Below are 23,958 nucleotides of genomic sequence, written 5' to 3' on the forward strand. Positions count from 1 at the left end.
AGACGAATGGGTTACGTGCTTTCGCTCGTAACCCATTGATTTTATTGGCGGAGTGGACGGGACTCGAACCCGCGACCCCCGGCGTGACAGGCCGGTATTCTAACCAACTGAACTACCACTCCTGGTAGCGGCAAGCGTTCGCTCTCTCGAGCCAAGTCGCCGCCCCTTGCGGGCCGGCTGCTGCCGACTTGTGCCTCTTAACTTGCGTTATTTGGCGACCCTACGGGGATTCGAACCCCGGTACTTACCGTGAAAGGGTAATGTCCTAGGCCTCTAGACGATAGGGTCAAAACCTGAAACTTCGGTGGTGGAGGTAAACGGGATCGAACCGATGACCTCTTGCATGCCATGCAAGCGCTCTCCCAGCTGAGCTATACCCCCCAAATTGCCGGACCGTTCTTGCGAGCGATCCAATCAATTTCCGAGCCTCGAATTATAGCCTGAAAATTCACGCGCTCCTGAGCCGTTCGATCACGGTCGCCCGATCGCTCAGTGCCAGCACCGCATCGAGCGAGGGCGTCTGCGCCGTGCCCAGCACCAGCACCCGCACCGGCATCGCCAGCTGCGGCATCTTCAGCCCGGTGGCGCGCAGCACCTCCTTGATCGCTTCCGAGATCGCAGCCTTGTCCCAGGGCGCCTGCTCCAGCATCTTGGCCAGCATGCTGATCGCCGGCCGCACTGCGGTCGTCACGTGCTTTTCCAGTTCCGCCGGATCGGGCTGCACCGGCTGGTGGAACCGGGCAATCCACTCGGCCAGCGCCACCAGCGTGTCGCAGCGGTCCTTGAGCAGGCCGCACAGCGGCGCCAGGCGGGCGTCGGCAGCGACGCCGAGGCGCTTGAGGAACGGCGTCACCAGCAGCGCCAGTTCGGCGTCCGCCATCGCCTTCATGTGCTGGGCGTTGACCCAGCGCAGCTTGGCCTCGTCGAACTGCGCGGCGCTGCGCCCCAGGTGGTCCAGGCTGAACCACTGCAGGAACTGCTCGCGGCTGAAGATCTCGTCGTCGCCGTGCGACCAGCCCAGGCGGGCCAGGTAATTGACCATCGCGTCGGGCAGGTAGCCCTCGTCGCGGTATTGCGTCACCGGCTTGGCGCCGCTGCGCTTGCTCATCTTCTCGCCCTGCTCGTTCAGCACGGTGGGCAGGTGCGCATAGACCGGCGGCTCCTTGCCCAGGGCCCGGAAGATGTTGATCTGGCGCGGCGTGTTGTTGACGTGGTCGTCGCCGCGGATCACGTGGGTGATCGCCATGTCGATGTCGTCGACCACCACGCAGAAGTTGTAGGTGGGCGTGCCGTCGGGCCGCGCGATCACCAGGTCGTCCAGTTCGTCGTTGCTGATCTCGATCCGGCCCTTGACCTTGTCTTCCCAGGCGACGGCGCCGCCGACCGGGTTCATGAAGCGCAGCACCGGCTGCACGCCCGCGGGCACCGCCGGCAGGGTCTTGCCGGGGGCCGGGCGCCAGGTGCCGTCGTAGCGCGGCTTTTCCTTGGCGGCCATCTGCCGCTCGCGCAGCGCATCGAGCTCGGCGACGCTCATGTAGCAGGGATAGACCAGGCCGTCGGCCACCATGCTGGCCAGCACTTCCTTGTAGCGGTCCATCCGCTGCATCTGGTAGAACGGCCCCTCGTCCGGGTCCAGGCCCAGCCACTGCATGCCTTCCAGGATCACGTCCACCGCGGCCTGGGTCGAGCGCCCGACGTCCGTGTCCTCGATGCGCAGGATGAAGTCGCCGCCCTGCGAACGGGCGAACGCCCACGGATAGAGCGCCGAGCGGATGTTGCCCAGGTGGATGAAGCCGGTCGGCGACGGCGCGAAGCGCGTCCTGATTCTGGTGGTCATGCCAATGTGTCCAGGCCGCGCTGCAGGTCGGCCTTGATGTCGTCGATGTATTCCAGCCCCACGGCCAGCCGCACCAGGCCCTGGCCGATGCCGGCGGCCTGGCGCTGCTGCTCGGTCAGGCGGCCGTGCGAGGTGGTGGCGGGATGGGTGATGATGGACTTGGTGTCGCCCAGGTTGGTGGCGATGCTCAGCACCTGCGTGCTGTCGATGACGTGGAACGCGCTGCTGCGCGCGGACTCCGGGGTTGCGCCCTTCACGTCGAACGAGACCACTGCGCCGCCCAGCCCCGACTGCTGGCGCATCGCCAGCTCGTGCTGCGGATGCGATTCCAGGCCCGGGTAATAGACCCGCGCCACCGCCGGATGGCCTTCCAGCCAGCGCGCGACGGCCAGCGCATTGGCGCACTGCGCCTGCATCCGGATGCCCAGCGTCTCCAGGCCCTTGAGCACCACCCAGGCGTTGAACGGCGAGAGCGTCATGCCGGCGGTGCGCACGATCGGCCCGAACACGTCGGCGACCAGCTTGGTGGGACCGCACAGCGCGCCGGCCATCACGCGGCCCTGGCCGTCCAGGTACTTGGTGCCCGAGTGGATCACCAGGTCGGCGCCCAACTCGGTGGGCCGCTGCAACGCGGGCGAGCAGAAGCAGTTGTCGACCGCAAGCAGCGCGCCCGCCTTGTGGGCGATCTCGGCCAGGGCGCGGATGTCGCAGACGTCCGTCAGCGGGTTGGTCGGCGTTTCGGCGAACAGCAGCTTGGTCTCGGGCCGGACGGCGGCGCGCCATTCGGCCAGGTCGGTCTGCGAGACGAAGGTGGTCTGCACGCCGAACTTGCCGAACTCCTTGCCGAACAGGTTCATCGTCGAGCCGAACACCGAGCGCGAGCAGACCACGTGGTCGCCGGCCTTGAGCAGGCCCATGCACAGCATCAGGATCGCGCCCATGCCGGTGGAGGCGCCGATGGCCGCCTCGGTGCCTTCCATCGCGGCGAGCCGCTGCTCGAAGCTGGTGACGGTTGGATTGGAGGTGCGCCCGTAGGTGTAGCCCTCTTCCGGATGGGCGAAGCGGCGCGCCATGGTTTCCGAATCGGGCTGCAGGAAGCCGCTGGTGAGGTACAGCGCCTCCGAGTTCTCGCCGTACTGGCTGGGCTCGATCGCCGCCCGCACGGCCAGCGTGTCGCGGTGCAGGCCGGGCGGGAGTTTCCTGCCTTCCATGCTCAGGCCTCCTGCGCGTTGGGCAGGGCCAGCCGCGAGGTGTCTTCCTCCAGCGGGTCTTCCTGGCCGATCCGCGCCTCGTTGATGCGGGCGATGTCCTCGGCGTTGATGTCGCCGGTGACGTAGACGCCGTCGAAGCAGGAGGCGTCGAAGCCGTCGAGGTTGGGATTGAGCGAGCCGATCGCCCGCTTCATGCCTTCCACGTCCTGGTAGATCAGCGCGTCGCAGCCGATCACCTCGCGCACTTCCTCGACGGTGCGGCCGTAGGCCACCAGTTCGCTGGAGGTGGGCATGTCGATGCCGTACACGTTGGGAAAGCGCACCGGCGGCGCGGCGCTGGCCAGGTACACCTTCTTGGCGCCGGCGTCGCGCGCCATCTGCACGATCTCGCGGCTGGTGGTGCCGCGCACGATCGAGTCGTCCACCAGCAGCACGTTGCGGCCCTTGAACTCGCTGGCGATCACGTTGAGCTTCTGCCGCACGGATTTTTTCCGCACGCCCTGCCCCGGCATGATGAAGGTGCGGCCGACATAGCGGTTCTTGACGAAGCCCTCGCGGTACGGCACGCCCAGCAGGTGCGCCAGCTGCGTGGCGCTGGGGCGGCTCGATTCGGGAATCGGGATGATCACGTCGATCTCGCTGGGCGGCACGGTGGAGACCACCCGCTTGGCCAGCGTCTCGCCCAGGTTCAGGCGGGCCTGGTAGACCGAGATGCCATCGAGCACGGAATCCGGGCGCGCCAGGTACACGTATTCGAAGATGCAGGGATACAGCTTGGGGTTCTCGGCGCACTGCTGCGCGTGGACGTTGCCCTGCAGGTCGATGAACACCGCCTCCCCCGGCGCCACATGGCGGTCGAAGACATGGCCGGTGCCTTCCAGCGTGACCGACTCGCTGGCCACCATCACGGTGCCGTCCTTGCGGCCCATCGACAGCGGCCGGATGCCGAACGGGTCGCGGAAGGCCAGCACGCCGTGGCCGGCGATCATCGCGATCACCGCATAGGAACCGCGGATGCGGCGGTGCACTGCGCTCACCGCCTTGAACACGTCGTCCGGCTGCAATTGCGCGCCGCGCGTGGTCTTCTCCAGCTCGTGGGCGAACACGTTCAGCAGCGTTTCCGAGTCGCTCTCGGTGTTGATGTGGCGGTGGTCGCTGGAAAACAGTTCGGCCTTCAGGGCCTGCGCGTTGGTGAGGTTGCCGTTGTGCACCAGCACGATGCCGTAGGGCGCGTTCACGTAGAAGGGCTGCGCCTCCTCCTCGCTGTAGGCATTGCCGGCGGTGGGATAGCGCACCTGGCCCAGCCCGGCGTCGCCCGGCAGGCCGCGCATGTTGCGGGTGCGGAAGACGTCGCGCACCATGCCCTTGGCCTTGTGCATGAAGAACTTGCGTTCCTGCTGGGTGACGATCCCGGCCGCGTCCTGGCCGCGATGCTGCAGCAGCAGCAAGGCGTCGTAGATCAGCTGGTTGACTGGGGCGTTGCTGACAACGCCGACGATTCCACACATGGTTGGCTCTCTTAATCCGGCAGGTACTGCCCGAACCGCTCGGGCAACACCGGTTTCAAACCCCTGAGCACCGTCGTCGAGACGCCGGCCCCTGTCGATTCCGTCCACCACTGGCCGCTGCGCAGCGGCGTCATCAGCACCACGGTGGCCACCGCCAGCAGCAGCACCACCCCGCGCACCAGGCCGAAGGCCGCGCCCAGCGTCCGGTCCACCGGCCGCAGGCCCACCGCCTCCACCAGCTTCTTGACCAGCCAGGCCAGCAAGCCGGCCGCGAACGCCGCGGCGACGAACACCAGCACGAAGCCGGCCGCGTAGCGCACCGCACTTCCAACGTGCCCCATCGGCAGCAGCGCCGCCGCATCCGCCGCCAGCCACTGGGCCAGCACATAGGCCGCGATCCAGCCCAGCACCGACAACACTTCGTACACCAGGCCGCGCCACGCGCCCAGCGCGAACGAGACCACCAACACAGCCAGGAACACCCAGTCCAGCGTGGCCATCAGGCAGTGACCCTCACAAGGTGAGGATCGCGGCCGGCAAATCCAGCCCCTTGATGCGTTCGGCCGCCCTGTCGGCCTCGCCGCGGCTGGCGAACGGTCCCACGCGCACGCGGATCCGCTTGCCGTCCTTGGTCTCCGCAACGTTGGTGTAGGTCTTCAGGCCCGCCTTCTCGACCCGCAGCCGCGTTTCCCGGGCCTTGGTGGCATCGGCGAAGGCGCCCACCTGCACCACGAAGCGTCCTTCGGCCGCGGCGGCGGTCCCCGCCGCAGACGCGGCCGGCGCCTTTCCTTCGAGCAGCGCACGGGCCTTGGCGCCGTCGTCGGACGGCGCGGCCTTCACCGGCTCGGTTTTTGCCACCGACTTGTGTTCCGCTCGCGGCTCCGGCCTTGCTTCCGCGGCCTTGGGCGCCGGCTGCTGGGCCTTCGGCGCGGCGGCCGGCGCGGGCGGCGGCGGCGCAGCCGGAGCAGGCGCCGCCGTCGGGGCAGCGGCGACCACGGCGGGGGCCGGTGCGGGCGGTGGTGCCATGGCGACGGTGGACGCAGCAGGCGCAGGCGTGACCACGCCTTGCGATTCGGCCCGCGGCAGCGCCAGCGGCTTGACCTTGCCGCGGTCCGGGATCTCGATCGGGATGTCCACCGCCACCGGCCGGGGCTGGGTGTCGAACAGCAGCGGGAAGCCGATCACGCCGGCCAGCACCAGCACCGCGGCGCCGATCAGCCGGTGCCTGGCGCGCTTGCGCATCGCCTCCACGCTTTCGGGCTGGCGGGCGACGGCGCCAATGTCGTCGCCAGCTTTTCGGAACTTGAAAAAGGCCATGAATGGTGCCTGGCTCGGGCCTTCAGGAGCCCGGTGATCTGGGCTGAAGGCGGGGGACCCCCGACTTCAGAACGCCCCCCACGGTGAAGAACGATCCAAAGACGATGATTCTATCAGCGGGGTCGGCAGCGGCAGCCGCTGCATGCAGTGCCTCCATCGGGCTGGCGTAGGTGGCGGACGCGACGTCCTTGCGCGTTTCCTGGGCCCGCCACGCGGCCTGCAAATCGGCCGCCTTGGCCGCGCGCGCCGTGTCCAGGTCGGTGAAGTACCAGCGATCCACCAGCGGCCCGATCTTCCTGAACATGGCAGCCAGGTCCTTGTCGGCCATTGCGCCGAACACCGCATGGGTGGTCGGATAAAAGCCCATCGCGTCCAGGTTGGCCGCCAGCGCCGCCACCGAGTGCGGGTTGTGCGCCACATCGAGCACCAGGGCCGGCTGGCCGGCCACCACCTGGAAGCGGCCCGGCAGTTCCACCATCGCCAGGCCGTTGCGCACCGCCTGCGCGGTCACCGGCACCCGGTCGCGCAGCGATTCGAGCGCCGCCAGCGCGCCCGATGCATTGATCAACTGGTTGGCGCCGCGCAGCGCCGGATAGGCCAGCCCCGCATAGCGCCGGCCGCGACCGGCCCAGCCCCATTGCTGCTTGTCGCCGGAGAAGTTGAAGTCGCGCCCGAGCAGCCAGAGGTCGGCGCCGATCGCCTCCGCGTACTGGATCACGCTGTAGGGCCGAACGGGATCGCTGACGATCGCCGGGCGGCCGGCGCGCAATATTCCCGCCTTCTCGCGGCCGATGCTCTCGCGGTCCGGCCCCAGCAGCTCCATGTGGTCCAGGTCGATGCTGGTGATGACGGCGCAGTCGGCGTCGATGATGTTGGTGGTGTCCAGGCGGCCGCCCAGCCCCACCTCCAGGATCGCCAGGTCCAGCTTGGAGTCCGCCATCAGGCTCATGATCGCCAGCGTCGTGAACTCGAAGTAGGTCAGCGAGATCTCGCCGCGGGCCGCCTCCACGCGCTCGAAGTGCGGCACCAGCTGGTCGGCCCTGGCGATCTCGCCGACGATGCGGCAGCGCTCCTCGAAATCGACCAGGTGCGGCGAGGTGTAGACCCCGGTGCGCCAGCCGGCCTGCAGCGCGATCGCTTCCAGCATCGCGCAGGTCGAGCCCTTGCCGTTGGTGCCGGCCACCGTGATCACCGGGCATTCGAAGCGCAGCCCGAGGCGGTCGGCCACGGCCCGCGAGCGCTCCAGCCCCAGCTCGATGGTGCGGGGATGAAGCTGCTCGCAGTGGGCGAGCCATTCCTGAAGATTGCGCATAGGGGGAAATTGTCGCCGACCGGTCCCGATGCCATGATCGCGCGATGAGCAAGACCATCACCGTCCACGGCATCGTCAACTGCGACACCGTGAAGAAAGCCCGGGCCTGGCTGCAGGAGCGCGGCATCGCCTACCAGTTCCACGACTTCAAGAAGCAGGGGCTGCCGGCGGCCATGGCCGACCGCTGGATCGCCGCCGTCGGCTGGGAGCCGCTGGTCAACCGCAAGGGCACGGCGTGGCGCAAACTCGACAGCGCCGTGCAGTCGTCGGTGGTCGATGCCGCCAGCGCGCTGGCCCTGATGCAGGAGCACACCAGCGTGGTCAAGCGGCCGGTGGTGGAATGGGGCGATGGCACCACGACCGTCGGCTTCGACCCGGTGCGCTGGGAACAAATCGCCCGGGGCTGAGTCCCACTTTTACGCCCGCTTTACCCGGCGGCCATGACAAACATACGCCGGCTGCCTAGACTTCGGGCATCCGAGCAATGAATTTGAGGCTCCTCATGAACAAGACTCTTTCGACCTGCGCCGTTGCGGCGCTTGCCACACTGGGCGTCAGCGCCCAGGCCCAGGACATCACCGGCCGTGTCATTTCGGCCACCCCGATCATCCAGCAGGTGCAGGTGCCCCGCACCGTCTGCAGCAACCAGCCGGTTGCGGTGCAGCAGCCCAAGAGCGGCGCCGGCGCGCTGGTCGGCGCCATCGCCGGCGGCTTGCTGGGCAATACCATCGGTGCCGGCGCCGGCCGGGCCGTCGCCACCGGCATCGGCGTGGTGGGCGGCGCTGCGGTGGGCGACCACCTCGAAGGCGGCACCACCACCCTGGCCAGCGGCCAGGCCTGCAACACCCAGACCTTCACCGAGAACCGCACCGTCGGCTACAACGTCACCTACGAATACGGCGGCCAGCAGTACACGGTGCAGATGCCCAATGACCCGGGCCCGACGCTGCGGCTGCAGGTGTCGCCGGCCAGCGCCTCGGTGCCCTCGGGCGGCTACCCGGTGGCCAGCGGCGAGGTGATGAGCGCGCCTGCGGGCACGGTCAGCGTTCCGGCCGTCGTCGCCGGCGCCACCACCGTCTATCCGGCCTACGCCGCGCCGGTTTATCCGGCCTACTATCCGGCCTACTACCCCGCGTATTACCCGGCCTACTACCCGCCGATCGGCATCTCGCTGGGCTTCGGCTTCGGCGGCGGCTGGGGCGGCGGCCACCACCACCGCGGCCACTGGCGCTGAGGCGCTGCCCGCGCCGATGAAAAAAGCCGTCGGACGACGGCTTTTTTTGTGCCCGCTCAGATCGTGGTCTGCACCATCGCGCCCTTGAACAGCACCGGGCCGGTCGGCCCCTTGTCGCCCGGCACGCCGCCCTTGGGCTCCAGGCTCACGGCCAGCATCGGCATCTGCCTGACCTCGCCCTCGGCCGCCGGCATCTGCATCACCGGCTGGGTGCCGAGCACGCCCAGCGACTTGGGTCCGCCCGACGGCATCAGCGCCCAGAGCTGCAGCGACTTGTCGGGCCCTTCCTGGAAGCCGCCGACGCGCTTGAAGGTCATCATGTTCTTCTTCGGGTCGAAGGTCACCAGCACCGAGGGCGAGGACTGGTCGTTGGCCAGCACCGCCACGTACTGGATCTCGGGCATGGACTGCATGCGCGCCGCCAGCTGCGCGTTCTGCGCGGCCAGCTGCGTGCCCTGCTGCCGGACCTGCGCCAGCTGGTCCTCGCGGCTGGCGACCTCGCGGCTCAGGTTCACGCCGACCACCACGGCCGCCACGCCGGCCAGCGCCGCGGCGACGGCGGCGCCGCGCCACCAGCCCAGTCCGCGCCGCAATCTTTCGAGCATGGCGTTCTCCTTGGGCGACGCCGCCCCGGGCTGGGCTTCCAGCAGGTTTTCGATCCGCTTCCAGACATTGGGGCTGGGCCGGTCGGTGGCCTGCAGCTCGGTCATCGAGGCGAAGCGCTCCTGCCAGATCAGCGCCGCGGCGCGCACGGTGGCGCTCTGGCGCGCCAGCGCCTCGAAGCGGCGGCGGGCACCGCCGCGCAGCGTGCCCAGCGCATAGGAGGCGGCCAGGCGGTCCAGCAGGTCGGGATGGTTCAGCAGGTTCATCGCAATGCCCCCCTATGCGAACCGGGCCATGCAGCCGCGCAACTGCTCCAGCCCGCGCCGGATCCAGGTCTTCACGGTGCCCAGCGGCAGCTTCAGCTGCGCGGCCAGTTCGCCGTGGCTCAGGTCGCGCAGGTAGGCCAGGCTGACCACCTCGCGCTGCTTGGCCTCCAGCTTGCGCAGGCACTCGTGCAGGGCCCAGGCCTGCTCGCTGGCCTGGGTGGTGTCCATCGGGTCGGCCGAGTCGCCGGCCACCGTCTCGCTGATCGCGTCGTCCAGTTCCAGCACGGCGTCGGCCCGGTCGCTGGCGCGGCGCCGGCGGAAGTCCAGCGCCCGGCTGCGCACGATCACGCCCATCCAGGCCATCGGCGGGCTCAGCGCCACCCGGTAGTCGCCGGCGATGCGCCAGATGTTCAGGTAGGCCTCCTGCAGCACGTCCTCGGCCCACTCGCGGTTGCTCAGCACCTTGAGCGCGACGCCGTAAAGCTTGGACGACGTGAGGTCGTACAGCTCGCGCAGCGCGGCTTCCGCTTCCCCGGCGCGGCCGCCGGGCAGCTGGCGGGCGGCGACGCGCTCGATGAGGGCAATCAGCTGGTGGTCTTGGAGGTCGTGGGCCATGGTCACATTGTCGGGGTACTTCAGCTTTACGCAGCAGGCGCGACGCCGGATTCAGGGACCCCGCGGGCCGACCCCGTAAAATTGGGCCCATGACCACCGAAACCATCGACGGCGTGGCCGTCACCACGAGAGCGAACGTCTACTTCGACGGCAAGTGCGTGAGCCACGGCATCACCTTCCCAGACGGCACCAAGAAATCGGTGGGCGTGATCCTGCCGGCCAGCCTCACCTTCAGCACCGGCGCGCCGGAAATCATGGAATGCGTGGCCGGCGCCTGCGACTACAAGCTGGCCGGCAGCGACGCCTGGGTCCGGTCCGAGGCCGGCCAGAAGTTCAGCGTGCCGGGCAATTCGAAGTTCGAGATCCGCGTCGCCGACGCCTACCACTACATCTGCCACTTCGGCTGACCGACCGCCGCACGGCCGCCCGCAGGCGGGCGGAGACTTGAAAGACACCATGGCCACCATCCTCGAACACCTGCCGGCCGGCCAGAAGGTCGGCATCGCCTTTTCCGGCGGCCTGGACACCAGCGCCGCCCTGCACTGGATGCGCCTGAAGGGGGCCATCCCCTATGCGTACACCGCCAACCTCGGCCAGCCCGACGAGCCCGATTACGACGAGATCCCGCGCAAGGCGATGCAGTACGGCGCCGAGAAGGCCCGGCTGATCGATTGCCGCACCCAGCTGGCCCAGGAAGGCATCGCGGCGCTGCAGGCCGGCGCCTTCCACATCTCCACCGCCGGCATCACCTACTTCAACACTACGCCGCTGGGCCGGGCCGTGACCGGCACCATGCTGGTGGCGGCGATGAAGGAGGACGACGTCAACATCTGGGGCGACGGCAGCACCTTCAAGGGCAACGACATCGAGCGCTTCTACCGCTATGGGTTGCTGGCCAATCCGGGGCTGAAGATCTACAAGCCGTGGCTGGACCAGTTGTTCATCGACGAACTGGGCGGCCGGGCCGAGATGTCGGCCTTCATGACCGCCGCCGGCTTCGGCTACAAGATGTCGGCCGAGAAGGCCTACTCCACCGATTCCAACATGCTGGGCGCCACCCACGAGGCCAAGGACCTGGAGCAGCTCAATAGCGGGATCAAGATCGTCAACCCGATCATGGGCGTGGCCTTCTGGAAGGACGACGTGGCGGTGAAGGCCGAGCAGGTCACGGTGCGCTTCGAAGAGGGCGTGCCGGTGGCGCTCAACGGCCAGCGCTTCGACGACCCGGTGGCCCTGATCCTGGAAGCCAACCGGATCGGCGGCCGGCACGGCCTGGGCATGAGCGACCAGATCGAGAACCGCATCATCGAGGCCAAGAGCCGCGGCATCTACGAAGCGCCGGGCCTCGCGCTGCTGTTCATCGCCTACGAGCGGCTGCTGACCGGCATCCACAACGAGGACACCATCGAGCAGTACCGCGAGAACGGCCGCAAGCTGGGACGGCTGCTGTACCAGGGCCGCTGGTTCGACCCGCAGGCCATCATGCTGCGCGAGAGCGCCCAGCGCTGGGTGGCACGCGCCGTCACCGGCGAGGTGACGCTGGAGTTGCGGCGCGGCAACGACTATTCGCTGCTCAACACCGAGTCGCCCAACCTCACCTACCACCCCGAGCGGCTGACGATGGAAAAGGGCGAGTCGATGTTCTCGCCGCGCGACCGCATCGGCCAGCTCACCATGCGCAACCTGGACATCGTGGACACCCGCGACAAGCTGGGGATCTACGCCCGCAGCGGCCTGCTGTCGATGGGCACCGGCGCATCGATGCCGAAGCTGGGCACCGACAAGAAGGACTGAACCGGAACCAACGCCCGGTCGCGCGGGTCGAATCCTTGCCGTGCATTGGCACGGCAGGAGGTTCGATCATGAAGCAGATGAAGCATTGGCAGGATCCGGCCAACGCGCTGATCGGCGCCTGGCTGGTGGCATCCCCGTGGGTCCTCGGGTTCCAGGGCAACTCGTCGGCACTGTCCAGCAGCCTTGTGATCGGCGTAGCGCTGATCGCCGCCGCCGCCGGCGCGATGTGGCTGCCGCAGGCCTGGGAAGAATGGACCGAGGCGGCACTGGGCGTGCTGATGATGGCCTCGCCCTGGCTGATGGGCTTTACCGGCCTGGAAGCGGCGCGCACCAGCGCCATCCTGTCGGGGCTGGCGGTGCTGGCCCTGGCGCTGTGGGTGCTCGGTACCGACAAGGACTGGGGCTTCCTGCGCGAAGACCGGCCGGCCCACTGAGGCGCCGGCTCAGACGACGACCGGCTCCGGTTCCAGCCGGATGCCGAAGCGTTCGTACACGCTGGTCTGGATGGCACGGGCCAGCGTCACCACTTCCCCGCCGGTGGCGCCGCCGCGGTTGACCAGCACCAGCGCCTGCTTCTCGTAGACGCCGGCGTTGCCCACCGACTTGCCCTTCCAGCCGCAGGCGTCGATCAGCCAGCCCGCGGCCAGCTTGACCGTGCCGTCCGGCATCGGGTAGTGCACGATGCCGGGCTCGCGCGCGATGATGTCGCTGCACTGGTCCTGCGTCACCGTGGGGTTCTTGAAGAAGCTGCCGGCGTTGCCGATCACCCGCGGGTCTGGCAGCTTGGCGCCGCGCACGGCGCAGATCCAGTCGTAGATCTGCTGCGCCGACGGCGCGCGCACACCGGTCTCGTTCATCTTGCGCTCCAGGTCCGCGTACCCCAGCACCGGCTTCCAGGGCTTGGGCAGGCGCAGCCGCACGCGCAGGATCAGGCCGCGGCCGGCCAGGCCGAAATCGCCCTCCTGCGCCGCCACATGCTTGAACACCGAATCGCGGTAGCCGAAGGCGCATTGCGCCGCGTCGAGCGTGAAGGTCTTGCCGGTCACCAGGTCGATCGCGTCCAGCGACTCGAAGCGGTCCTGCAATTCCACGCCGTAGGCGCCGATGTTCTGCACCGGCGAGCCGCCCACCGTGCCCGGGATCAACGCCAGGTTCTCCAGCCCCGGCAGGCCCTGCTCCAGCGTCCAGCCGACCGTGCCATGCCAGTTCTCGCCGGCGCCGACTTCGACGATGGAGGCCTTGGGGCCGTCCTCCACCACCGCGCGCCCCATCACTTCCACCTTCAGCACCAGCGGCTTGACGTCGCCGGTCAGCACGATGTTGCTGCCGCCGCCCAGCACGAACTTGGGCCGGTCGGCCAGTTGCGGATCCGCCAGCAGCTGGCGCACGTCCTCCTGGCTCCTGACCCGCACGAGCTGGCGGGCCTTGGCGACGATGCCGAAGCTGTTATGGGCCTGCAGGGGTACGTTTTGCTCCACGATCATGGGAGAATTGTCGCATCAGCCACAGCATTTCCAGGGAGCGTCCATGCCGTCTTTTGACACCGTTTGCGAGCCGAACATGGTGGAGGTGAAGAACGCCGTCGACAACGCCGCCAAGGAGATCGGCACGCGTTTCGACTTCAAGGGGACGTCGGCCGCGGTGGAACTCAAGGACAAGGAAATCACCCTGTTCGGCGACGCGCAGTTCCAGCTCACGCAGGTGGATGACGTGCTGACCGGCAAGCTGACCAAGCGCGGCGTGGACGTGCGCTACCTGGACAAGGGCGAGGTGCAGAAGATCGGCGGCGACAAGGTCAAGCAGGTGTTCAAGGTGCGCAACGGCATCGAGGCCGAACAGGCCAAGAAGATCACGCGGCTGGTCAAGGACAGCAAGCTCAAGGTCCAGGCCGCGATCCAGGGCGACGCGGTCCGCATCACCGGCGCCAAGCGCGACGACCTGCAGGCCGCGATGGCATTGATCAAGAAGGACGTGGCCGACGTGCCGCTGTCCTTCAACAACTTCCGCGACTGATGCGTCTGATCCGGGCGCTCCTCCTGGGCCTGGCCGTGCTGGCGCTGGCCGCGGGCGCGTCGGCGCAGTCGGTGTCGCTGCAGGGCATGCTGGGCAACCGCGCGCTGCTGGTGGTGGACGGCGGCCAGCCGCACGGCGTCGCGCCGGGCGACAGCTGGCAGGGCGTCAAGGTGCTGTCCACGTCCGGCGACAGCGCGCTGGTGGACATCAAGGGCAAGCAGCACACGCTGCGGATCGGCGATTCGCAGGTGAGCATCGGCGGCACCGGGTCGGCCCCGCGCGGCAGCAAGATCGTGCTGTCGGCCGGCAGCGGCGGCCACTTCCTGACGGCCGGCACGATCAACGGGCGGGCGGTGCAGTTCATGGTGGACACCGGCGCCAGCCTGATCGGCATGGGGGTGTCGGAGGCGGAACGCTTCGGCGTCGACTACAAGAACGGCCAACCGGTGCGGATGCAGACCGCCAACGGTCTGGTGCCGGGATGGCGGGTGAAGCTGGCCTCGGTGCGCGTCGGCGACGTGGAGATCTACGACGTGGACGCCGTGGTCGGCACCCAGTCGATGGGCCCGTACGTGCTGCTGGGCAACAGCTTCCTGTCGCGCTTCCAGATGCGGCGCGACAACGAGCAAATGGTGCTCGAGCGCCGGTTCTAGCCGCGTGCCCGAATCGAGCACCGCATCCACCGCAGCCGTGCTGCGCGACGAGCAGGACCCGTCGACCTTCGCGCCGCTGCGTTGGCCGGTGTTCCGGATGCTGTGGTTCACCTGGCTGGCCGCCAACACCACGATGTGGATGAACGACGTCGCCGCCGCCTGGCTGATGACGTCGCTGGCGCCGACGCCGCTGTGGGTGGCGCTGGTGCAGACCGCCTCGACGATGCCGGTGTTCCTGCTGGGGCTGCCCAGCGGCGCGATGGCCGACATCCTGGACCGCCGCCGCTATTTCATGATCACCCAGTTCTGGGTCGCCGCCATCGCCGCTGTGCTGTGCGTGGCCGTCGTCACCAAGGTGATGAGCGCGCCCCTGCTGCTGGTGCTGATCTTCTTCAACGGCATCGGCCTGGCGATGCGCTGGCCGGTGTTTGCGGCCATCATCCCGGAGGTGGTGCCGCGCCCGCAGCTGCCGGCGGCGCTGGCGCTCAACGGCGTCTCGATGAACAGCTCGCGCATCATCGGCCCGCTGGTGGCCGGCGCGATCATCGCCAGCGCCGGCATCCAGTGGGTGTTCGTGCTCAACGCGGCGCTGTCGCTGCTGGCGGCCTTCATCATCATGCGCTGGCGCCGCGAGCACCGCGAAAGCCCGCTGGGGCGCGAGCGGCTGCCCAGCGCCATGCGGGTCGGGCTGCAGTTCGTGCGGCAGTCGCAGCGGATGCGGGCCAACCTGCTGCGGGTGTTCCTGTTCTTCCTGCACTCCACCGCGCTGCTGGCGCTGCTGCCGCTGCTGGCGCGCGCCCTGCCCGGCGGCGCGGCCGGCACCTTCACGCTGCTGCTGGCCTCCATGGGCGCCGGCGCCATCGTGTCGGCGCTGTCGATGCCGCGCATCCGCCGCATGCTGCCGCTGGAGCGGCTGCTGATGGCCGGCACCGCGCTGCAATCGATTGCGGCGCTGGCCGTGGCGTGGGCGCCGTCGATCTACGTGGCGGTGCCGGCAATGATGCTGGCCGGCGCCGCCTGGATCGCGGTGGCCAACTCGCTGACGGTGGCCACGCAGATGGCGCTGCCGGACTGGGTGCGGGCCCGCGGCATGTCGATCTACCAGATGGCGCTGATGGGGTCCACCGCGCTCGGCGCCGCGACCTGGGGCCAGATCGCGACCTGGAGCGACATCCACACCAGCGTCGGCCTGGCCGCCGTGAGCAGCGTGGCCACCCTGCTGGTGGCGCAGCGGCTGGTGCCGGACCGCGGGATGGAGGAAGACCACACGCCGTCCAGCGCGTTCAAGGCGCCGGTGGCGGAAAAGCCGCCCGCGGCCGGCCGGGTGCAGGTGCAGGTGCAATACCGGATCGACCCGGCCCGCGCGGCCGAATTCGAGGCCGTGATGCAGGAGAGCCGGCGCAGCCGGATGCGCCAGGGCGCGCTGGCCTGGGAGCTGCTGCACGACCTGTACGAACCCGGTCACTACATCGAGCAGATCACCGACGAATCGTGGACGGAGCACCTGCGGCGCTTCGACCGCGTGACCGCCGGCGACGTCGCGCTGCGCGACCGCAAGCTGGCATTCCACCTCGGCGAAACGCCGCCGGTGGTCTCGCGCTTCCTGCTGCGCGACTAGCTTTCAGTGCTGCCTGGCGCCGGCCTTGCTAGCCCCGAGCCTGGATTCCTTGCCGGCCACCAGCCGGCCGATGTTCTCGCGGTGCCGCCATCCGAGCAGCAGCGCCATCACGAACAGCGCCGCCGCGATCGGCGACTCCGCATACCACTGGATGTGGTCGCCCAGCAGGTAGAAGCTGGGCGCGAACACCGCGGCCACCAGCGAGGCCAGCGACGAATAGCGGAAGAAGAAGGCGATGATCAGCCAGGTGGCGGCGGTGGCGATCCCCAGCAGCGGATGGACCCCGAACACCACGCCCAGGAAGGTGGCCACCCCCTTGCCGCCCTGGAAGCGGAAGAACACCGGATACAGGTGGCCGAGAAAGGCCGCCAGTCCCACCATCGCGATGGTGCCTTCCTCCAGCCCGTAGGGCTTGCCGTACACCCGCACCAGGAACACGGGCAGCCAGCCCTTCAGGCCGTCCAGCAGCAGCGTGACCACGGCTGCCGGCTTGCTGCCCGAGCGCAGCACGTTGGTCGCGCCCGGATTCTTGCTGCCGAAGGTGCGCGGGTCCTGCAGGCCCATCACGCGGCTGACGATCACCGCGAACGAGAGCGATCCCAGCAGGTAGGCGGCCAGGGCCGCGGCGAAGGGATAGAGGACTTGCAAGGCGTTGTCTCCTGCGGGCTGGCCGCTATTCTGCCAGCGCGCATTGCACCGGCCTGGCACCGAGCAGCCGCACGCAGACCTGCGGATCGATGCCCACCAGGTAGCCGCGCCGGCCGCCGTTGATCAGGATCTTGGGCAACGCCAGAATGCCCTCCTCGATGTACACCGGCATCTCCTTGCGGGTGGCAAAGGGCGAGGTGCCGCCCACCAGGTAGCCGCTGTGGCGGTTGGCCACCTCGGGCTGGCACGGTTCCACGGACTTGGCGCCGATCTGCCGTGCCAGGGACTTGGTCGACACCTTGCGGTTGCCGTGCATCAGCACCAGCAGCGGCCGCGCCTTCTCGTCCTCCATCACCAGCGTCTTGACGACGGCGAACGGGTCGAACCCGAGCACCTGCGCGCTGTGCTGCGCGCCGCCGTGCTCGAGGTACTCATACGGGTGCTCGCTGAAGACGATGCCGTGCTGGCGCAGCATCGCGGTGGCCGGCGTCTCGCTGACATGCGTCTTCTTTGCCATTTCGCTGTCATTGCGGCTCGTGGCGTCAGGCCGCCGGATCCCGGTTTTCCCAGCGGATCCGGTCGATCTGCGCCAGCACCTCGGGCGGCAGTGTCGTGCCCCACGCCGCCAGGTCCTCGTCGAACTGCGCCACCGAGGTCACGCCGATGATGGTGCTGCGCACCTGCCACTTGGTGTAGCAGAAGGCCAGCGCCATCTGCGTCGGCGTCATGCCGTGGTCGCGCGCCAGCTGGTTGTAGCGACGCGCCGCGGCCAGTGCCTCGGGCCGGCCCCAGCGCTGCTTGCGCACCGATTCGAACTTCGCGATCCGCGCGCCCTGCGGCGCGCCGGGGCCTTCCGCGCCGCTCTTGTCGTACTTGCCGGTGAGCAGGCCGAAGCCCAGCGGCGAATACGCCAGCAGCGAGACGTCCAGCCGGTGCATGGTTTCGTCCAGTCCGTTTTCCAGACCGCGGCTGACCAGGCAATAGACGTTCTGCACGGTGGCGATGCGCGGCAGATCGTGCTGCTGCGCCAGCCGCACGAACTCGTGCACGCCCCAGGGTGTCTCGTTGGACAGGCCGATGTGGCGGATCTTGCCTGCCTTCACCAGGCCGGCGAATGCCTCCAGCTGCTCGTGGATCGAGGTGGTGTGGGCGCGCTCCTTGGACGGGTCGTAGTAGACGGCGCCGAACATGGGCACGTTGCGCTCCGGCCAGTGGATCTGGTACAGGTCGATGACGTCGGTCTGCAGGCGCTTGAGGCTGGCCTCGCAGGACGCGACGATGTCCTTGGCCGTCATGCCGTCGCCCGCGCGCACCCAGGGCATGCCGCGCGACGGGCCCGCGACCTTGGTGGCCAGCACCAGCTTGTCGCGCGCGCCGGGGTTCTTGGCGAACCAGTTACCGATGAAGGTTTCGGTGCGGCCGTAGGTTTCCTGGCGCGCCGGCACCGAATACATCTCCGCGGTGTCGATGAAATTGATGCCGCGCTCCAGCGAGCGGTCCAGCACCGCGTGGCTGGTGGCTTCGTCGACCTGCTCGCCGAAGGTCATGGTGCCCAGGCAGATGGGTGTGACCTGCAGGTCGCTGCGGCCGAGTTGGACTTTTTGCATTGGGAAGAATGACTACAGGATGGATGGGGACTGCGCAGAATAATGGATTTCATGCCCGAAGGCCCATCGATCGTCATCCTCAAGGAAGAAGCCAACCGGTTCCTGGGCAAGACCATCGTGCGCGCCGAGGGCAACACCACCATCGAGAAGGAGCGGCTGGTCGGCCAGCGGATCGAGGCGCTGCGCAGCTGGGGCAAGCACTTCCTGCTGGAGCTGGACGATTTTTCGCTGAAGGTGCATTTCCTGCTGTTCGGCAGCTACCGCATCAACCAGCGCAAGGACGCGCCGCCGCGCCTGAGCCTGGGCTTCGACACCGGCGAGCTCAATCTGTACGCCTGCTCGGTGCGCTTCATCGAGGAGCCGCTGGACCTGGTGTACGACTGGCATGCCGACGTGATGTCGGAGCACTGGGACCCGGCGCTGGCGCGCCGGCGCCTGCGTGCCCGTCCCGGCATGCTGGCCTGCGACGCACTGCTGGACCAGGACATCTTTGCCGGGGTCGGCAACATCATCAAGAACGAGGTGCTGTTCCGGATCCGGGTCCATCCGCTGTCCACCGTCGGCGCGCTGCCCGCGCCCAAGCTGCGGGCGCTGGTGGCCGAGGCGCGGCAATACAGCTTCGACTTCTTCGAATGGAAGAAGGCTTTCGTGCTGAAGAAGCACTGGCTGGCGCACACCAAGCGCACCTGCCCGCGCTGCAACATCCCGTTCGTGAAGGCGCACCTGGGAAAGACCCATCGGCGCAGCTTCTTCTGCGAGCGCTGCCAGCTGAAGTACGAGTAGGAGACCCTCATGTCAGTGCTTTCGCCTTCGCCTCCTCCTGCAGCCGCAGCACGCGGCGCTGCACCTTGCCGGTCGTCGTCATCGGCAAGGCGTCGATGAACTCGATCTCCTTGGGGTACTCGTAGGGCGCCAGCTTGTCCTTCACGTGCAGCTGCAGCTGCGCCACCAGGTCGGCGTCGAATTGCAGCGGGTCGCACCCGGGCTGCGCGCGGGCGGCGACGAAATCCGGCGCCAGCACCACGAAGGCCTTGACCAGCGCGCCGCGGTCGGCATCCGGCTTGGGCACGACGGCGGCATTGATCACGGCCGGGTGCTTGACCAAGCAGTTCTCGATCTCGCCCGGGCCGATTCGGTAGCCCGCGGCCTTGAACACGTCGTCGGCGCGACCCTGGTACCAGAGATAGCCGTCGCCGTCGCGGGTGGCCAGGTCGCCGGTGCGGCACCAGTCGCCGGTGTACTTGGCGCGCGTGGCTTCGTCGCGCTTCCAGTAGCCGAGGAAGAAGATCGGGTCCGGGTCGCCGTGGACGTCGTAGCGGTTGACCGCGACGTCGCCCGGCACGCCCACCCCGCACTCCCTGCCCTCGTCGTCGATCACAGCCACCCGGTGGCCGGGATAGCCCTTGCCCATGCTGCCCGGGCGCGCCGGCCAGCCGATGCCGTTGGCCGGCTTGCCGTTCATCGAGCAGTTGCCGACCACGTAGTTGATCTCGGTCTGGCCGAACATCTCGTTGACCACCACGCCGAGCTGGTCGCGGCAATAGCCGAACACCGCGTCGCCCACCGCCTCGCCGGCGCTCATCATGGCCTGCAGCTTGAGCCTGAATTGCGAGCGCGGCTGCGGATAGGCCTTCATCATCGCCTTGAGCGCGGTGGGGAACAGGAAGGTGTGGGTCACGCCCTGCTGCTGCATCAGCGTGAAGGCCAGCTCCGGGCTGAAGCGGGCGCTGCAGGCGACGATCGGCCGGCCGAAGTACAGCGCCGGCAGCAGCGCGTCCATCAGGCCGCCGGTCCAGGCCCAGTCGGCCGGGCTCCAGAACACGGCGTCCGAGCTGCGGTTGCCCTTGCCGTCGAAGCCGAACCAGTTCTGGCTGCAGACGAAGCCGGGCAGGTTGCCGATCAGCGCGCGGTGCGGCAGGTAGGCGCCCTTGGGCGGCCCGGTGGTGCCGCTGGTGTAGATCAGGATCGCGCCCTTGTCGGCCCGCGTCTGCTCCGGCACGAACCCCGCGGGCTGCCGCGCCAGTTCCTCCTCCCAGCCGAGGTCGGCCTGCGCGGCCGCGCCGCCGACGCCCAGCACGGTGCGCAGCGCCGGACAGGCCGCGCACACCTGCAGCAGGTTGCCGATCGAGCTCTCGTCGCAGATCGCCACCACCGCCTCGCTGTCGCGCAGCCGGTAGTCGAGCGCCTCGGGCCCGAACAGCATGGACAGCGGCATCGCCACCGCGCCGAGCTGGAACACCGCCATGTACGCAATCGCGGTCTCGAAGCGCTGCGGCATCACGATGGCCACCCGGTCGCCGCGCTGAACCCCCAGCGAGCGCAGCAGGTTGCTGGCGCGATCGGCCTGCTGCTGCAGCTGCGAAAAGGTCAGCGTGCCGGGTCCGCCGGCGGCGCCATGGACGCGGATGGCCACCCGCTTGCCGGCATCGGGCTGCTGCGCCCAGCGGCTGCAGCAGGCCTGCGCGATGTTGAAATGCTCCGGCACCCGCCAGCGGAATCCCCGGTGCATTGCGGCGTAGTTGTCGCCGGCTTGACGTGTCGCCACGGCATGTCTCCTTATGATCCGGGCCAATGTACCAAGCCCGCAAAGTTTCACGCAGCGAGTTCGTCCCCTTGCGCAACCTGCGCTACCACGTTCGACTCTGGGGCGAGCCCGGCGCCGGCAAGGTGCCGCTGGTGCTGGTGCACGGCTGGATGGACGTCAGCGCCTCGTGGCAGTTCGTCGTCGACGCGTTCAAGGACGACCATTACGTCATCGCGCCGGACTGGCGCGGCTACGGGCTGACCGAGTCGCCACCGGCAGACAACTACTGGTTTCCGGATTACCTGGCGGACCTGGACTTCCTGCTCGATCACTACAGTCCGGACGCGCCGGTGAACCTGGTGGGCCACAGCATGGGCGGCAACGTCGCCATGCTGTACGCCGGCACCCGGCCGGCGCGCATCCGGCGCCTGGTCAACCTGGAAGGCTTCGGCATGGCGGCCACCCAGCCCGCCGAAGCGCCGAAGCGCTACGCCGCCTGGATGGACCAGCTCAAGGCCCTGCACCGCGGGGAAATGGACCTGAAGGCCTACGGCTCGGCCGAGGGCGTGGCGCAGCGGCTGATGAAGACCAACCGCCGGCTGGGCCAGGACAAGGCCGACTGGCTGGCCCGGCACTGGGCCCGGCAGGACGCCGACGGCATGTGGCGGATCCTGGGCGATCCGGCCCACAAGATCATCAATTCCAGCCTCTACCGGGTCGACGAAGTGCTGGAGCTCTACAAGGCCATCAGCGCACCCACGCTGTCGGTGGAGGCGAGCGACAACAGCCTGGACCAGTGGTGGAAGGGCAAGTACACGCTGGCAGAGTTCCACCAGCGCCTGCAAGCGGTGCGGTCGCTGGCCCAGGCGAAGGTCAGCGACGCCGGCCACATGCTGCACCACGACCAGCCTGCGCAGGTGGCTCAACACATGGAAAATTTCCTGCAAGACCGGGCCGGTTGAGCCAAAAAAGGTAACAACGCTTGCCGTAGGAACTGTCCTACCCCACACTGTCAGCAGTTGTATACGGGGTGACTCATGAGTAAGCTTTTCTGCGGGCTCTTGTGGCTGGTCGGAACGTGCTTGTCGGGCGCGGTGCATGCCAGCGAGGTCGACCAGGGGCTGGCCACGCTTTGGGAAGTGATGTGGCACCAGAGCGGCACCCCGACCCGCGTCGTGCGCTGGGAAGACGACATCCGGGTCCGCGTGTTCGGCGTCAACGTCGAGGCCCACAAGCAGACCACCATGGCCGCGCTGCGCGCCGTGACCGCCGAGGCAGGGCTGAAGCTGATCGACGTCAGCGATTCGCCGCAAGCTGAAGAACTCTCCAACCTGGACGTCGAGATCGTCCCCGACAACAAGCTGGACGACAACCAGCCCTGCGCCACCTACCTGGACTTCAAGAGCGAGAACCGGATCGACTCGGCCACCATCCAGATGCGCGGCCGCGATGCCTGGCGCTGCGCCTACCACGAGGCCATGCACGCGATGGGGCTGCGCGGCCATCCGGCCGGCAAGACGGTGCTGAGCTACTTCCCCTGGCGGGTCGACGGCCTGCTGCCGCTGGACAAGGTGATGCTGCGCGCCTGGTATTCCAAGAAGATGACCGGCGGCATGACGCCGTTCGAGGCGCTGCCGGTGCTGGCCGACGAACTGGTGGCGATCAGCCCCGACAAGGCGGCCGCCGAGCAGGCCCGCAACCGCTTCTTCGCTGCCACGCTCGGCCAGATGCAGGCCTACGCCAGCGGCGGCGGCGACGTCCCGGTGGTGGTCAAGCGCTCGGGCAAGTCGACCGACGAGGGCGTGCGCCAGGGCCGCACCGAGATGTGCTATTTCCTGGGGGTGGCCTACCAGATCGGCGCCACCGCGCCGCAGGACTCGGCCAAGGCCGTCCACTGGCTGGAACGCGCCGCCAGCGCCGGCAACCGCGGCGCCCAGGCCCTGCTCGGCTCGTTCCGCTGAGGCGGGCAGGTCGCCCGGGGCGCGCTGCCCCGGCAGCCACTTTGCGAAGGGCGGGGCGCTGGCCGAATCCACGGTCCGGCGGCGGGCCGGGGCCGGCGTGAGAAAATCCCCGGTTCACCAGGAAAGCATCAAATGGAAGCAGAACGCATCAATCTCATCGGCACCCAGCTGGCCGACCTCGCAGCGCGCACGCAAGCGCTTCGGGGGTATCTTTGACTACGATGCCAAAGCGGAACGCCTGAGGACGGTCGTCGCCTCGCTGGAAGACCCCCAGGTCTGGAACGAGCCCAAGAAGGCCCAGGAGCTGGGGCGGGAACGCAAGCAGCTGGAAGACGTGGTCGTCATGCTGGGCAAGCTCACCACCGAGCTGTCGGACAACCTCGAGCTCTATGAAATGAGCAAGGAGGAAGGCGACGAAGCGGGCCTCAAGACCATCGAGGAAGACACCGCCCGCCTGGCCAAGGACGTGGAGGCGCTGGAATTCCGGCGGATGTTCAACAAGCCGGCCGATCCGCTCAACGCCTTCCTGGACATCCAGGCCGGCGCCGGCGGCACGGAAGCGTGCGACTGGGCCAGCATGCTGCTGCGGCAGTACCTGAAGTACGCCGAGCGCAAGGGCTTCAAGACCACCATCGAGGACGAGACGCCGGGCGACACCGCCGGCATCAAGGGCGCGACCATCAAGGTGGAAGGCGACTACGCCTTCGGCCTGCTGCGCACCGAGACCGGCGTGCACCGGCTGGTGCGCAAGTCGCCGTTCGACTCCTCGGGCGGGCGCCACACCAGTTTCGCCAGCGTGTTCGTCTATCCGGAGGTCGACGACTCGATCGAGATCGACATCAACCCGGCCGATGTGCGGGTGGACACCTACCGCGCCAGCGGCGCCGGCGGCCAGCACATCAACAAGACCGATTCCGCGGTCCGCCTGACCCACTTGCCCACCAACATCGTGGTGCAGTGCCAGGACAGCCGCAGCCAGCACAGCAACCGCGACGTCGCCTGGAAGCGGCTGCGCTCGCGGCTGTACGACCACGAGATGCGCAAGCGCATGGAAGAACAGCAGAAGCTCGAGGACACCAAGACCGACGTCGGCTGGGGCCACCAGATCCGCAGCTATGTCCTGGACAACAGCCGGATCAAGGACCTGCGCACCGGCGTGGAAGTGTCGGCGACCCAGAAGGTGCTGGACGGCGACCTGGACCAGTTCATCGAAGCAAGCCTGAAACAGGGCGTCTGA

Annotated in this window: 25 protein-coding genes and 3 tRNA genes; 12 read left to right on the plus strand and 16 right to left on the minus strand. The window is 68.4% G+C overall.

Annotation, left to right across the window (positions count from 1 at the left end):
• Positions 1-45: 45 nt before the first annotated feature.
• The 9 genes from ACFPOE_RS11540 to folC form a co-directional block, all read right to left on the minus strand.
• Positions 46-122 (minus strand) — tRNA-Asp (locus ACFPOE_RS11540).
• A 90-nt stretch (positions 123-212) separates the two neighbouring features.
• Positions 213-288, minus strand: a tRNA-Glu gene (locus ACFPOE_RS11545).
• A gap of 17 nt (positions 289-305) precedes the next feature.
• A tRNA-Ala gene (locus ACFPOE_RS11550) sits at positions 306-381 on the minus strand.
• Positions 382-448: 67 nt separating this feature from the next.
• A complete protein-coding gene (gltX, locus tag ACFPOE_RS11555; protein ID WP_376850230.1) occupies positions 449-1,837 on the minus strand; it encodes a glutamate--tRNA ligase in 1,389 nt (462 codons plus the stop codon).
• Positions 1,834-3,048, minus strand: coding sequence for an O-succinylhomoserine sulfhydrylase (locus tag ACFPOE_RS11560; protein ID WP_376850231.1), 1,215 nt, complete (start codon positions 3,046-3,048; stop codon positions 1,834-1,836). The genes gltX and ACFPOE_RS11560 overlap by 4 nt, the downstream gene beginning before the upstream one ends.
• Positions 3,049-3,050: 2 nt before the next feature.
• Entirely contained in the window at positions 3,051-4,556 is a 1,506-nt protein-coding gene (purF, locus tag ACFPOE_RS11565; protein WP_376850232.1) for an amidophosphoribosyltransferase, read from the minus strand.
• Between the two features lie 11 nt (positions 4,557-4,567).
• Entirely contained in the window at positions 4,568-5,056 is a 489-nt protein-coding gene (locus tag ACFPOE_RS11570) for a CvpA family protein (RefSeq protein WP_376850233.1), read from the minus strand.
• A gap of 13 nt (positions 5,057-5,069) precedes the next feature.
• Positions 5,070-5,873, minus strand: a complete 804-nt coding sequence (locus ACFPOE_RS11575) for an SPOR domain-containing protein (RefSeq protein ID WP_376850234.1) — start codon at positions 5,871-5,873, stop codon at positions 5,070-5,072.
• A 22-nt stretch (positions 5,874-5,895) separates the two neighbouring features.
• Positions 5,896-7,185 carry a bifunctional tetrahydrofolate synthase/dihydrofolate synthase gene (gene folC / locus ACFPOE_RS11580; protein WP_376850235.1) on the minus strand — a complete coding sequence of 430 codons (1,290 nt, stop codon included), beginning with the start codon at positions 7,183-7,185 and terminating at the stop codon, positions 5,896-5,898.
• Between the two features lie 44 nt (positions 7,186-7,229).
• Between folC and ACFPOE_RS11585 the strand changes: the two genes are divergently transcribed.
• Both ACFPOE_RS11585 and ACFPOE_RS11590 read left to right on the plus strand, forming a co-directional pair.
• Complete coding sequence (locus ACFPOE_RS11585; protein ID WP_376850236.1) at positions 7,230-7,592, plus strand: ArsC family reductase; 363 nt, start codon at positions 7,230-7,232, stop codon at positions 7,590-7,592.
• Between the two features lie 95 nt (positions 7,593-7,687).
• The gene (locus tag ACFPOE_RS11590; RefSeq protein ID WP_376850237.1) at positions 7,688-8,419 is read left to right on the plus strand and encodes a glycine zipper 2TM domain-containing protein; all 732 of its coding nucleotides are present in this window, start codon (positions 7,688-7,690) and stop codon (positions 8,417-8,419) included.
• A gap of 56 nt (positions 8,420-8,475) precedes the next feature.
• Here the strand turns inward: ACFPOE_RS11590 and ACFPOE_RS11595 are convergent, their stop codons facing one another.
• Positions 8,476-9,288: an anti-sigma factor gene (locus ACFPOE_RS11595; RefSeq protein WP_376850238.1), complete on the minus strand. Its 813-nt coding sequence runs from the start codon at positions 9,286-9,288 to the stop codon at positions 8,476-8,478.
• A 12-nt stretch (positions 9,289-9,300) separates the two neighbouring features.
• A complete protein-coding gene (locus ACFPOE_RS11600) occupies positions 9,301-9,903 on the minus strand; it encodes a sigma-70 family RNA polymerase sigma factor (protein WP_376850239.1) in 603 nt (200 codons plus the stop codon).
• A gap of 89 nt (positions 9,904-9,992) precedes the next feature.
• Here ACFPOE_RS11600 and ppnP point away from each other — a divergent pair, with 89 nt between their 5' ends.
• The 3 genes from ppnP to ACFPOE_RS11615 all read left to right on the plus strand — a co-directional run bounded on the left by ppnP (position 9,993) and on the right by ACFPOE_RS11615 (position 12,131).
• Complete coding sequence (gene ppnP, locus ACFPOE_RS11605; RefSeq protein ID WP_376850240.1) at positions 9,993-10,310, plus strand: pyrimidine/purine nucleoside phosphorylase; 318 nt, start codon at positions 9,993-9,995, stop codon at positions 10,308-10,310.
• Positions 10,311-10,359: 49 nt separating this feature from the next.
• Positions 10,360-11,697, plus strand: a complete 1,338-nt coding sequence (gene argG, locus ACFPOE_RS11610; protein WP_376850241.1) for an argininosuccinate synthase — start codon at positions 10,360-10,362, stop codon at positions 11,695-11,697.
• A 68-nt stretch (positions 11,698-11,765) separates the two neighbouring features.
• On the plus strand, positions 11,766-12,131 hold the full coding sequence (locus ACFPOE_RS11615) for an SPW repeat protein (RefSeq protein WP_376850242.1): 366 nt from the start codon (positions 11,766-11,768) through the stop codon (positions 12,129-12,131).
• A gap of 9 nt (positions 12,132-12,140) precedes the next feature.
• Here the strand turns inward: ACFPOE_RS11615 and murB are convergent, their stop codons facing one another.
• On the minus strand, positions 12,141-13,181 hold the full coding sequence (murB, locus tag ACFPOE_RS11620) for a UDP-N-acetylmuramate dehydrogenase (protein ID WP_376850243.1): 1,041 nt from the start codon (positions 13,179-13,181) through the stop codon (positions 12,141-12,143).
• Between the two features lie 43 nt (positions 13,182-13,224).
• Here murB and ACFPOE_RS11625 point away from each other — a divergent pair, with 43 nt between their 5' ends.
• From ACFPOE_RS11625 to ACFPOE_RS11635, 3 genes are read left to right on the plus strand one after another with little or no spacing between them, the layout of a single operon-like run.
• Positions 13,225-13,710, plus strand: coding sequence for a YajQ family cyclic di-GMP-binding protein (locus ACFPOE_RS11625; RefSeq protein ID WP_376850244.1), 486 nt, complete (start codon positions 13,225-13,227; stop codon positions 13,708-13,710).
• A complete protein-coding gene (locus tag ACFPOE_RS11630) occupies positions 13,710-14,363 on the plus strand; it encodes a retropepsin-like aspartic protease family protein (protein ID WP_376850245.1) in 654 nt (217 codons plus the stop codon). The genes ACFPOE_RS11625 and ACFPOE_RS11630 overlap by 1 nt, the downstream gene beginning before the upstream one ends.
• A gap of 4 nt (positions 14,364-14,367) precedes the next feature.
• Entirely contained in the window at positions 14,368-15,981 is a 1,614-nt protein-coding gene (locus ACFPOE_RS11635; RefSeq protein ID WP_376850246.1) for an MFS transporter, read from the plus strand.
• Positions 15,982-15,984: 3 nt separating this feature from the next.
• Here the strand turns inward: ACFPOE_RS11635 and plsY are convergent, their stop codons facing one another.
• Genes plsY through ACFPOE_RS11650 form a run of 3 tightly spaced genes read right to left on the minus strand, consistent with a single transcriptional unit; the run spans position 15,985 to position 18,236 of the window.
• Entirely contained in the window at positions 15,985-16,629 is a 645-nt protein-coding gene (plsY, locus tag ACFPOE_RS11640) for a glycerol-3-phosphate 1-O-acyltransferase PlsY (RefSeq protein WP_376850247.1), read from the minus strand.
• A gap of 25 nt (positions 16,630-16,654) precedes the next feature.
• Entirely contained in the window at positions 16,655-17,146 is a 492-nt protein-coding gene (locus tag ACFPOE_RS11645; protein ID WP_376850248.1) for an aminoacyl-tRNA deacylase, read from the minus strand.
• A gap of 25 nt (positions 17,147-17,171) precedes the next feature.
• Positions 17,172-18,236 carry an aldo/keto reductase gene (locus ACFPOE_RS11650; RefSeq protein WP_376850249.1) on the minus strand — a complete coding sequence of 355 codons (1,065 nt, stop codon included), beginning with the start codon at positions 18,234-18,236 and terminating at the stop codon, positions 17,172-17,174.
• A gap of 51 nt (positions 18,237-18,287) precedes the next feature.
• Between ACFPOE_RS11650 and ACFPOE_RS11655 the strand changes: the two genes are divergently transcribed.
• A complete protein-coding gene (locus tag ACFPOE_RS11655; protein WP_376850250.1) occupies positions 18,288-19,019 on the plus strand; it encodes a DNA-formamidopyrimidine glycosylase family protein in 732 nt (243 codons plus the stop codon).
• A gap of 7 nt (positions 19,020-19,026) precedes the next feature.
• Here the strand turns inward: ACFPOE_RS11655 and ACFPOE_RS11660 are convergent, their stop codons facing one another.
• Positions 19,027-20,745: an acyl-CoA synthetase gene (locus ACFPOE_RS11660; protein ID WP_376850646.1), complete on the minus strand. Its 1,719-nt coding sequence runs from the start codon at positions 20,743-20,745 to the stop codon at positions 19,027-19,029.
• 62 nt (positions 20,746-20,807) lie between these two features.
• Here ACFPOE_RS11660 and ACFPOE_RS11665 point away from each other — a divergent pair, with 62 nt between their 5' ends.
• The 3 genes from ACFPOE_RS11665 to prfB all read left to right on the plus strand — a co-directional run bounded on the left by ACFPOE_RS11665 (position 20,808) and on the right by prfB (position 23,958).
• Complete coding sequence (locus tag ACFPOE_RS11665; protein WP_376850251.1) at positions 20,808-21,722, plus strand: alpha/beta fold hydrolase; 915 nt, start codon at positions 20,808-20,810, stop codon at positions 21,720-21,722.
• A gap of 75 nt (positions 21,723-21,797) precedes the next feature.
• Complete coding sequence (locus tag ACFPOE_RS11670) at positions 21,798-22,721, plus strand: hypothetical protein (RefSeq protein ID WP_376850252.1); 924 nt, start codon at positions 21,798-21,800, stop codon at positions 22,719-22,721.
• A gap of 132 nt (positions 22,722-22,853) precedes the next feature.
• Positions 22,854-23,958 (plus strand): peptide chain release factor 2 gene (prfB, locus tag ACFPOE_RS11675; protein WP_376850253.1). Its coding sequence is split into 2 segments (ribosomal slippage): positions 22,854-22,934 and positions 22,936-23,958, totalling 1,104 coding nucleotides; the frame shifts between segments, so codons are not numbered across the junction.

This window comes from Caenimonas terrae (genome assembly GCF_042655405.1).
Lineage (GTDB): Bacteria > Pseudomonadota > Gammaproteobacteria > Burkholderiales > Burkholderiaceae_C > Ramlibacter > Ramlibacter terrae_A.

What these genes read in the sequence shown, in the direction of transcription:
- gltX (WP_376850230.1), bottom strand. Translation starts at nt 1,837, where the DNA reads ATGACCACCAGAATCAGGACGCGCTTCGCGCCGTCGCCGACCGGCTTC.
- ACFPOE_RS11560 (WP_376850231.1), bottom strand. Translation starts at nt 3,048, where the DNA reads ATGGAAGGCAGGAAACTCCCGCCCGGCCTGCACCGCGACACGCTGGCC.
- purF (WP_376850232.1), bottom strand. Translation starts at nt 4,556, where the DNA reads ATGTGTGGAATCGTCGGCGTTGTCAGCAACGCCCCAGTCAACCAGCTG.
- ACFPOE_RS11570 (WP_376850233.1), bottom strand. Translation starts at nt 5,056, where the DNA reads ATGGCCACGCTGGACTGGGTGTTCCTGGCTGTGTTGGTGGTCTCGTTC.
- ACFPOE_RS11575 (WP_376850234.1), bottom strand. Translation starts at nt 5,873, where the DNA reads ATGGCCTTTTTCAAGTTCCGAAAAGCTGGCGACGACATTGGCGCCGTC.
- folC (WP_376850235.1), bottom strand. Translation starts at nt 7,185, where the DNA reads ATGCGCAATCTTCAGGAATGGCTCGCCCACTGCGAGCAGCTTCATCCC.
- ACFPOE_RS11585 (WP_376850236.1), top strand. Translation starts at nt 7,230, where the DNA reads ATGAGCAAGACCATCACCGTCCACGGCATCGTCAACTGCGACACCGTG.
- ACFPOE_RS11590 (WP_376850237.1), top strand. Translation starts at nt 7,688, where the DNA reads ATGAACAAGACTCTTTCGACCTGCGCCGTTGCGGCGCTTGCCACACTG.
- ACFPOE_RS11595 (WP_376850238.1), bottom strand. Translation starts at nt 9,288, where the DNA reads ATGAACCTGCTGAACCATCCCGACCTGCTGGACCGCCTGGCCGCCTCC.
- ACFPOE_RS11600 (WP_376850239.1), bottom strand. Translation starts at nt 9,903, where the DNA reads ATGGCCCACGACCTCCAAGACCACCAGCTGATTGCCCTCATCGAGCGC.
- ppnP (WP_376850240.1), top strand. Translation starts at nt 9,993, where the DNA reads ATGACCACCGAAACCATCGACGGCGTGGCCGTCACCACGAGAGCGAAC.
- argG (WP_376850241.1), top strand. Translation starts at nt 10,360, where the DNA reads ATGGCCACCATCCTCGAACACCTGCCGGCCGGCCAGAAGGTCGGCATC.
- ACFPOE_RS11615 (WP_376850242.1), top strand. Translation starts at nt 11,766, where the DNA reads ATGAAGCAGATGAAGCATTGGCAGGATCCGGCCAACGCGCTGATCGGC.
- murB (WP_376850243.1), bottom strand. Translation starts at nt 13,181, where the DNA reads ATGATCGTGGAGCAAAACGTACCCCTGCAGGCCCATAACAGCTTCGGC.
- ACFPOE_RS11625 (WP_376850244.1), top strand. Translation starts at nt 13,225, where the DNA reads ATGCCGTCTTTTGACACCGTTTGCGAGCCGAACATGGTGGAGGTGAAG.
- ACFPOE_RS11630 (WP_376850245.1), top strand. Translation starts at nt 13,710, where the DNA reads ATGCGTCTGATCCGGGCGCTCCTCCTGGGCCTGGCCGTGCTGGCGCTG.
- ACFPOE_RS11645 (WP_376850248.1), bottom strand. Translation starts at nt 17,146, where the DNA reads ATGGCAAAGAAGACGCATGTCAGCGAGACGCCGGCCACCGCGATGCTG.
- ACFPOE_RS11650 (WP_376850249.1), bottom strand. Translation starts at nt 18,236, where the DNA reads ATGCAAAAAGTCCAACTCGGCCGCAGCGACCTGCAGGTCACACCCATC.
- ACFPOE_RS11655 (WP_376850250.1), top strand. Translation starts at nt 18,288, where the DNA reads ATGCCCGAAGGCCCATCGATCGTCATCCTCAAGGAAGAAGCCAACCGG.
- ACFPOE_RS11660 (WP_376850646.1), bottom strand. Translation starts at nt 20,745, where the DNA reads ATGCACCGGGGATTCCGCTGGCGGGTGCCGGAGCATTTCAACATCGCG.
- ACFPOE_RS11665 (WP_376850251.1), top strand. Translation starts at nt 20,808, where the DNA reads ATGTACCAAGCCCGCAAAGTTTCACGCAGCGAGTTCGTCCCCTTGCGC.
- ACFPOE_RS11670 (WP_376850252.1), top strand. Translation starts at nt 21,798, where the DNA reads ATGAGTAAGCTTTTCTGCGGGCTCTTGTGGCTGGTCGGAACGTGCTTG.